General features: G+C 74.3%; 7 protein-coding genes. 2 read left to right on the top strand and 5 right to left on the bottom strand.

What is annotated here, in order from left to right:
- Window positions 1–203, bottom strand: a 203-nt coding sequence (locus PAI11_RS26520) for a hypothetical protein (RefSeq protein WP_138974422.1), incomplete at its 3' end; no start/stop codon positions are given.
- 230 nt (window positions 204–433) lie between these two features.
- Here PAI11_RS26520 and PAI11_RS18795 point away from each other — a divergent pair.
- Window positions 434–2,029, top strand: coding sequence for a 4-hydroxyphenylacetate 3-hydroxylase family protein (locus PAI11_RS18795; RefSeq protein ID WP_081488532.1), 1,596 nt, complete (start codon window positions 434–436; stop codon window positions 2,027–2,029).
- Between the two features lie 87 nt (window positions 2,030–2,116).
- On the top strand, window positions 2,117–3,289 hold the full coding sequence (locus tag PAI11_RS18790; protein ID WP_007577712.1) for a CaiB/BaiF CoA transferase family protein: 1,173 nt from the start codon (window positions 2,117–2,119) through the stop codon (window positions 3,287–3,289).
- A 12-nt stretch (window positions 3,290–3,301) separates the two neighbouring features.
- Here PAI11_RS18790 and PAI11_RS18785 read toward each other — a convergent pair whose 3' ends face one another.
- The 4 genes from PAI11_RS18785 to PAI11_RS27495 form a co-directional block, all read right to left on the bottom strand.
- The gene (locus tag PAI11_RS18785) at window positions 3,302–4,606 is read right to left on the bottom strand and encodes an oxygenase MpaB family protein (RefSeq protein WP_007577711.1); all 1,305 of its coding nucleotides are present in this window, start codon (window positions 4,604–4,606) and stop codon (window positions 3,302–3,304) included.
- A gap of 52 nt (window positions 4,607–4,658) precedes the next feature.
- On the bottom strand, window positions 4,659–6,095 hold the full coding sequence (locus PAI11_RS18780; protein ID WP_007577710.1) for an MlaD family protein: 1,437 nt from the start codon (window positions 6,093–6,095) through the stop codon (window positions 4,659–4,661).
- Between the two features lie 22 nt (window positions 6,096–6,117).
- Window positions 6,118–7,392, bottom strand: a complete 1,275-nt coding sequence (locus tag PAI11_RS18775) for an MlaD family protein (RefSeq protein ID WP_007577709.1) — start codon at window positions 7,390–7,392, stop codon at window positions 6,118–6,120.
- Window positions 7,392–8,104: hypothetical protein (locus tag PAI11_RS27495; protein WP_040600971.1), on the bottom strand; the 713-nt coding region annotated here is incomplete at its 5' end. The genes PAI11_RS27495 and PAI11_RS18775, both read right to left, overlap by 1 nt.

Raw genomic sequence — 8,104 nt, 5'->3', positions numbered from 1 at the left:
GGCGCCTGGGCGGGCGCCGGCGCGCCCGCGGGCAGCGCCAGCGCGTCGAGGCCCTGGCGGAGCGCCCGCAACGCCCGTCGCTCGATCGCGTCCGCGCCGCGCTCGGCCAGCCCGACCCCGGGCAGGACGCGCGCCACGCGCACGACCCGCGGCATCACCCCGATCGGGTCGAGGGCCGCCCACCGGTCGAACGCTCGTGCCACTGCTGCCTGCTCCCGCCGCCTGCTCGTCTGGACGCACGGCAGCCTATAGACGGTCAGCGCCGCCGGGAACCGCGTGCGGCCGACCGACCGGCCGTTCCGGCGCAGCGCCGTCGCCGCCACGACAACGGTTGCCGTGTGAGACACAGGAGTCTAGGTTGTACCTCGGGCGGTCGGTGCGCGGCACGGGCCGCCGACCGCGATCCCGTGGCCAGCGTGGAGAGGACGGCGACATGCAGCCGAGCGAGCAGCTGATCGAGGCACCGACGACCGACGGCCCGACGACGGCCACCGCCCCGGGCGGCGCGGCCCGCCGGCTGGAGACCGCCGCCGAGCGCTGGGACCGGATCCCCGCGATCGCCACCGGCGAGGACTACCTGGCGTCGATCCGGGACCGCGGCACGACGCTCTACCTGTTCGGCGAGCGACTCGACGAGCCGGCCGACCATCCGATCATCCAGCCGTCGATCAACGCGCTGAAGGCGACCTACGACCTGGCCATCGACGAGCCGGAGCTGGCGACCGCCCACTCGTCGCTGATCGACGCCCCGGTCAACCGCTTCCTGCACGTGGTCGAGTCGCCCGACGACCTGATCGCCAAGCACCAGATGCAGCGGCGGCTGGGGCAGCTGACCGGCACCTGCTTCCAGCGCTGCACCGGACTCGACACGATCAGCGTCCTGCACTCGGTGACCTACGACGTCGACCGCGACCACGGCACCGGCTACCACCGGCGCTACCTGGAGTTCCTGAAGCAGGCGCAGCGCAAGAACGTCCTGATCGCGGCCGGGATGACCGACCCGAAGGGCGACCGCTCCAAGCCGCCCCACCAGCAGGCCGACCCGGACCTGTTCCTGCACGTGTCCGGCCGCAACGAGCAGGGGATCTTCCTGCGCGGCGCCAAGGCCCACATGACCGGCGGCTGGAACCAGCACTGGATCTGCGTGCTGCCGACGATGAACCTGCGCGAGCAGGATCGCGACTACGCCGTGGTCGCGCTGCTGCCCGGCGACGCCGAGGGCCTGACCTACGTCTACGGCCGCCAGGCCTCCGACACCCGGGCGATGGAGCCGGGGACGATCGACAAGGGCAACGCCTGCTTCGGCGGCCAGGAGGTGCTCGTCCACTTCGACGACGTCTTCGTGCCGTGGGAGCACGTGCTGCTGGACGGCGAGACCGAGGTCGCCCAGAAGCTGGTCAGCCGCTTCACCGCCTACCACCGCGCGAGCTACGTCTGCAAGACCGGGCTCGGCGACGTGATGACCGGCGCGGCGGCCGAGATCGCCGACCAGAACGGCGTCGCGGCCGCGGCTCACGTGCGCGACAAGCTGGTCGAGATGGTCCACCTGAACGAGACGATCTACTCGAGCTCGATCGCCTCGGCCGCGCGGGCCACGAAGCTCGACTCGGGCATCTGGATGAACGACGAGATGCTGGCCAACGTCTGCAAGCACAACGTCACCCGCTTCCCCTACGAGATCGCGCGGCTGGCGCAGGACCTGGCGGGCGGGATCGTCGTGACGATGCCCTCGGAGGCGGACTTCCGGTCCGAGGCGGTCGGCCCGCTGCTGGAGCGGATGCTGGCCGGGCGCGCGGACGTCTCGACCGAGGACCGGATGCGGATCCTGCGGCTGATCGAGAACCTGACGCTGGGCCGCAACGCGGTCGGCTACCTGACCGAGTCGCTGCACGGAGCGGGGTCGCCGCAGGGCCAGCGGATCCAGATCCTGCGCGGCGCGCAGCTGGAGGAGAAGCGCGGGCTGGCGCGGGCGCTGGCGGGGATCCTCCCGCCCGAACAGGGGGATGCCGCGAGCGTCGGCGCGCCGTAGGATGGGACTGGCTGCCCAGCCAGCCAGTGGCAGGTCGCGCGATTCGCACGGCCTGCCGCACGAAGCCCGACCGGAGTCCCGACACCCGTGAGCACCCCCGACAGCGCGACCATCCCGACCGCCCCGCTCGCCGGCGTGCGGATCCTCGAGCTGGCCGGGATCGGCCCCGGGCCGTTCGCCGGGATGATGCTCGCCGACATGGGGGCCGAGGTCATCCGGATCGACCGCCCGGGCGGCAACCCGTTCGCGATCGCCCCGCCCCACGACGTGCTCTACCGCAGCCGCCGCTCGATCGCGATCGACCTCAAGGACCCCAAGGGCATCGAGACCGTGCTGCGCCTGTGCGAGGGCGCCGACGCGCTCTTCGAGGGCTACCGGCCCGGAGTCGCCGAGCGGCTGGGCGTCGGCCCCGAGGACTGCCAGGCCCGCAACCCGGCGCTGGTCTACGGCCGGATGACCGGCTGGGGCCAGGACGGACCGCTGGCCCCCCGCGCCGGCCACGACATCAACTACATCGCCCTGACCGGCGCGCTGCACGCGATCGGCCGTCGCGGCGAGGCCCCGATGCCGCCCCTGAACCTGGTCGGCGACTTCGGCGGCGGCGGGATGCTGCTGGCCTACGGCCTGGTCTGCGGGATCGTCCAGGCGCGCGTCAGCGGCCGCGGCCAGGTCGTCGACGCGGCGATGGTCGACGGCGCGTCGGCCCTGATGGCGATGTTCCATGGCCTCAACAACGCCGGGCTCCACAACCCCGAGCGCGGCACGAACATGCTCGACACCGGCGCCCACTTCTACGACGTCTTCCGGACCAAGGACGACCGCTGGGTCAGTCTCGGCCCGGTCGAGCCGCAGTTCTACGCGCTGATGTGCGACGTCCTGGAGCTCGACGACGACCTGCGCGGCAGCCAGTTCGACCAGGCGCGGTGGCCCGAGCTGAAGCAGAAGCTGGCGGCGGTCGTGGTCGAGCGCACGCGCGACGAGCTGGACGCGCTCTTCGAGGGCAGCGACGCCTGCTACGCCCCCGTGCTCGAGCTGAGCGAGGCGCCGCAGCACCCCCACAACGTCGCCCGCGGGGCCTTCGTCGACGTCGCCGGGCAGACCCATCCGGCGCCCGCGCCGCGCTTCGACGGCGCTCCTCCGACGCGCCCCCACGCGGCCGCGATCCCCGGCACCGACACCCGCGCGACGCTGCTCGACGCCGGCTTCGACGCGGCCGAGATCGACGAGCTGATCGCCGCCGGCGCGGTCGCCGAGGCGTAGGCCCGGCTGCCGTCAGCGGCGGAACTCCTCGACCGGCTGGAACTCGGCGTCGCGGCCGCCGGTCTCGTTGCGGTACCAGCTCTCCCGCCGCCAGCGCTGGACGCGGTCGGCGGCGCCGTCGAGCGGCGGGAGCAGCCGCCGGCAGGTCTCGAGCGTCATGTTCAGCGGGAACTGCAGCAGCGGGTGCAGCGCCCACGGCCACGGGAACGGCATCCGGTGGCGGCGGTAGGTCAGCGGCAGCGACCAGAAGCGGGTGTAGCCGATCTGGACGCGGTAGTTGACCTCGTCCCGCAGCCGCTTGCGCAGCGGCGACCCGGGCGTCGGCCGGAACGCCGGCAGGTAGGACTCGACCAGCTCCTCGCCGTGGCGGCCGGCGGCATGGGCGCGCTTGACGAAGGCGGCGAACATCAGCCGGATGCTGTCCTCGAAGCTCTCCGGGTACCAGGCGGGCTGGACCCCGAGCAGGTGGCCGACGTAGCGCCAGTAGTGGAGCGTCGCCTCGATCTCGCGGATCGTCGTCTGGTGGCCCAGGCTCCAGAGCGCCAGGCCGGGCACCGTGCTGCCGCCCATCAGCGTCAGCGTCGCGTCGCTGATCGAGATCGGCATCCCCCAGGCGTCGAAGTCCCACTCCTCGTGGCGCACGAGCCGCCGGCGGATGAAGACGTGCATCACGCGCACCCGCATCGCCGTCGCCCGCCCGCGCCCGATCGGCGACGACGGGTCGGTCGCGCCCGTCCGCCGGTCCAGTCCGCCCGGCTCCGAGACGTCGATCCAGAACCGCGTCGTCTCGAGCTGGCGCTTGTGGGCGGTGTCGCCGGCGTAGCCGCCGGTCAGCGACAGCGGCATCGTGATCGAGCTCTCGGAGTACATCTCCAGCGTGCTGGTGGTGGCGAAGCTGAAGACCGCCGTCCCCCAGCGGCGGAAGACGCGGGCGCCGAGCTCCAGCTGCTCGCGGTCGAGCCACTCGGGGTCGCGCTCGAACTCCTCGAACAGCGCGACCATCGACGCCGGGGCGTCCGGGACCGAGTCGATCCCGTGCTCGATCGCCTGATCGAGCAGTCGCCGCCCCTCCTTGGCGCCGCGCTGCAGGTAGACCTCGTCGACGAACGCCTCGGCGACCGGGTCGGCGGCGTAGTAGTCGGCGGCGAACGCCCGCACCAGCTCGTCGGAGGGCTGCGGGTCGAAGCGCCAGACCGCCTTCCACGCCTTGCGGGCCAACTGGACGCGGCGATCGGCGACGCGATCCCAGTAGCGGAACTCGGTCGGGATCCGGGGCAGGACGGCGGGATCCTCGACGGCCGGAGCATGGGACATCATCGCGTCGATTGTCTCGCGGATCGCGTGGAGGCGCAACCGGCGCGTCGGCGGCTCAGCGCTCGCGGCGGGCTGTCGGCGGGCTGTCGGCGAGCGGCTCGACGTGCGGGTAGGAGCGCTTGGCGCCCGCGAACGCCCACGGCGCCTGCAGCACGCAGGACGGCGCGCCGCCGAGCGACGGGAACGTCGCCGGCCGGGTGGAGTTGCGGCAGTCGAACGCCGGCAGGTTGCCCTGGGCGAGCAGGTTCAGCGCGCCCGGCGCCGGGTAGGGCGTCCCACGGAAGGTCGGCTGGCGGTCGCTGAGGCCGAAGAACGAGTTGTTCGCGACCAGGCCGGCCAGGCGGATGATGTGCTGGCGGCGGCCGTCGGCGCCGCGGATCGTCGTCTGGGTCATCCCGCCGAGCTTGGCCGCCCACCCGACCAGCTGCTCGCGGTAGGCGGCCAGGATCCCGAAGAAGCCGGGCATCTGGCGGGTGACGTCGCGGACGGACGGCAGCAGCGCCGGCAGCTGGCCGACGACGGCCTCGGTCTCCGGCAGGACGCGCTTGAGCTTCCGCAGCGCGGGGCGCGTCTGCTGCAGCAGCCGGGCCATCGCCGGAACCAGGCGGTTGGCGCTGTCGAGGGCGCCGGGCAGCACCGGCGCCGCCGCCCGCAGCCGGGCGACGGTCGGGGCCGCGTGGCGCGTCAGACGCTCGGCGACGGCGAGCGTCCGGCGGGTCTCGGCCATCAGCGCCGGGAGCCCGTCGACGGTCTGGCGCAGCGGCGCGGTCCGGCGGGCGCTGTCGGCCACGATCCCGCTGGCGTCGCGGACGATCCCGTCGAGGTCCCGGCCGCTGTCGGCGACCGCGGCGAGGACGGTGTCCGAGCGGCGCAGCAGCCGCGCGACCAGCGGCCGCTGACGGTCGACGATCGCCGTCAGCCGCTCGAGGTCGCGGGTCGTCGGGCCGATCCCGCCGAGCAGCTGGTTGAGCTCGGCCCCATGACCGCGCAACGTGACCTGGAGCGTGCGGGAGAGCCGTCGGATCGCCTTGCGGGTCGGCGGATCGAGCGCGTCGAGGACGTCGCCGACCGTCGGCGTGGCGCTGACCAGCGCGCTGTCCAGGTGCCCGCCCTCGGCGATCTTCGGCCCGCTCGCGGTCCCCGGCGAGAGCGCGACGAACCGCTCGCCGAGCAGCGACTTGCTGCGCAGCAGCGTCCGGGTGTCGGCCGGCAGCGGCGCGAACCGCGGCTCGATCTCCAGCTCGGCGTCGGTCGCCGCGCCGACCGGCGTCACCCGCACCACCCGCCCGACCGTGACGCCGGAGATCCGGACGTCGGCGTTCTTCACCAGGCCGGTCCCGTCGGGGAAGCGGACCGACGCCGTGTAGGCCTTCGGCTGGAAGGGCACGACGCCGTCGACGCGGACCCAGAGCCCGATCGCCGCCAGCGCCGCCGCGGCCGCCACCAGGATCACGGAGACGAGCACCATCCGGTGCGGCATCCGCGTCAGCACGGCGTCACGCTCCGATCGCGGATCACGAGCAGCCTCCGGTGAGACCGCCGAGCAGCGGCCTGAGGACCGCCCCGAGCACCGGATCGGCGGTCAGGGCGCTGCAGTTGATCAGCGGCAGCAGCCGCCAGGCCGACCCCGACGCGTCCGAGGTGGAGAGCATCGAGTTGGCGTTGTGGAAGAACCACGAGCCCCAGTACAGGTAGCCCTTGCGACCGTCGCCGGGGTCGGCGACCAGCTCGTTGAAGGCGTACGCGAGCGCCGCCATGACCCGCCGCGCCGGCGGCGTGATCGCCTGGACCCGGCGGACCAGCGGGACCGCGCTGCGGATCGTCGGCATGGCCTGGCGGACGAGCGGGCGGGCGTCGTCGCGCAGGAACGGCTCGGTCCGCCGCAGCAGTCGGCGGACGTCGCGGGTGGTCGCCGGCAGCCGCCGGATCGCCGGCCGCAGCGTGCGGGCGGTGCGGGTCGCGGTCCGGACCAGCTCGCTGGTGCGATCGACGGTGTCGGAGGCGTGGCGGAGCGTGCCCGGCAGCTGCCGCAGCGAGCGCCGGAGGGCGGCGTCCTGCTGGCCGAGGCTGCCGAGGGTCGCGCCGAGGTCGTCGACCAGCTGGCCGACCCGCTCGCCGTCGTCGCCGGTCGCGTCGGCGACGACCGTCAGGTCGTGGACCAGCTGCCGGATCAGCCGGTCGCGGTCGGCCAGGGCGGCGGTGATCCGCCGTCCCTGCTGGGCCGTCGGCCCGAGCAGCGCCATCGTGTCGCCAAGCGCCTTGCCGCGACCGTCGAGGCCGTTGCCGGCGGCCGCCAGCAGCTGCTCGAAGTAGAGCCGCGAGTCGGCGTCGAGCCCGGCGAGGATCTGGTCGACGTCGATCGTCGTGGTGGTCCGCGAGGAGTCGATCGTCGCGCCCGGCCGCAGCGCCCGGGCCGAGCGGTCGCCCGGGTCCAGGTCGATCTGCATGTTCTTCAGCGGCGTCAGCGGGACCATCTCGGCCCGCGCGTTGGCGTAGACCCGGGGCAGCTTCGCCGGGTCGATCGACATCGACACGATCGGCCGGCCGGCCCGCAGTCGGACGCCGGTGACCTCGCCGACCTGGACCCCGGCGACGGCGACCGGCTGGCCGGTGTTCGGGGTCAGCGACTGGACCGTCGCGAACGCCACGTCGACCCGGTAGCGGTCCTGGAACGGCAGCCGCAGCCGCTGCTGGCTGACGACGTAGCCGCCGACGACCACGGCCATCGCGACGAAGCCGACGATCACGACCAGCCAGCGGCCCTGCTGGCGCCACAGCCGTCGCAGCATCAGCGCCCGCCCTCCGGGCGTCCGAGGATCGTGGTCAGCCGACGGACGGCGCGCCGCAGCGCCGCGGGGTCGCTCGGCCCGGCGGGGGCGGTCCGCGCCGCGGTCCGGGTCGTTCCGGCGGAGACGGTCCGCGAGCGCAGCGGCGCCAGCGGCTGCGTCGCGCACTCCAGGTCGGGCCGGAACGGCGGCAGGCCGTTGGTCCCGTACCAGGCGGGGCGGGCGGAGGTGATCTCGGACGCGGTCGCCGCCGACAGCGGCCCGAGCCCGGCGTCGCCGTCGGTGGTGAAGATCTCCGGCCCGAGGACCGCGGCCAGCCGGACCATCGCGCCGTTGGCATCGAAGCCCTGGCCGGCGCTGGCCAGGCCGACCGACAGCGACAGCAGCTCCTGGAGCACCGTCGTCCCGGTCGAGAGCTCGCCGTCGGGAACCCGCTGGTCGAAGCCGACGAGGATCTTGTCGCGCAGGCAGCGCACCAGCGGCGTCGCCTGCGCGAGGGTCGCGCGGGCGCTGTCGAGGACCCCGGGCAGCTCGCGCAGCAGCGGTCGCGCGGCGCGGGCCAGGGCGGGCAGCTCGGCCGGCCGCGAGAGCCGTTCGGCCTGTACCAGGGTGCGGTCGGCGGCGGCGACGGCCGGCGGCGCGGCCCGCAGCGTCGGCTCGAGGTCGCCGACGAGCCCGTCGACGACCGGCAGCCCCCGCCGGATCTCGCGCAGCG

It is taken from the genome of Patulibacter medicamentivorans, from assembly GCF_000240225.1.
GTDB classification, from domain to species: domain Bacteria; phylum Actinomycetota; class Thermoleophilia; order Solirubrobacterales; family Solirubrobacteraceae; genus Patulibacter; species Patulibacter medicamentivorans.
Note: the sequence above shows the minus strand (reverse complement) of the source record. Positions and strands in the feature narration are given on the sequence as shown.